Annotated in this window: 1 protein-coding gene; it reads left to right on the top strand. The window is 39.0% G+C overall.

Translation table 11 applies throughout. From position 1 onward, the window contains the following. A partial coding sequence (locus tag ACRHOC_RS15660) for an NAD-binding protein (protein WP_431159499.1) occupies positions 1–218 on the top strand: 218 nt, incomplete at both ends.

The following is a 218-nucleotide window of genomic DNA, read 5'->3' as shown; positions in this document are numbered from 1 at the left end:
TTTTTTAGTTAGCGGATCTAGCTTTTGGAATGGTGTTCTACCAGAAGGTGAAAGGGCTATCCTGGATAGGCACATCAGAAAACATCACATCGATTTGAGATTATCAACTAATCTCAGGGAAATAAAATCTGATGAGAACGGAAAGGTTAAATCTGTAATAATTGATGAAACCGGTGAAGAAGTGCCATGTGATGTCGTAGGACTAACAGCAGGTGTTT

The organism is Winogradskyella poriferorum (genome assembly GCF_050618035.1).
Lineage (GTDB): Bacteria > Bacteroidota > Bacteroidia > Flavobacteriales > Flavobacteriaceae > Winogradskyella > Winogradskyella poriferorum_A.
This window is presented reverse-complemented; position numbering and strand designations above follow the sequence as displayed.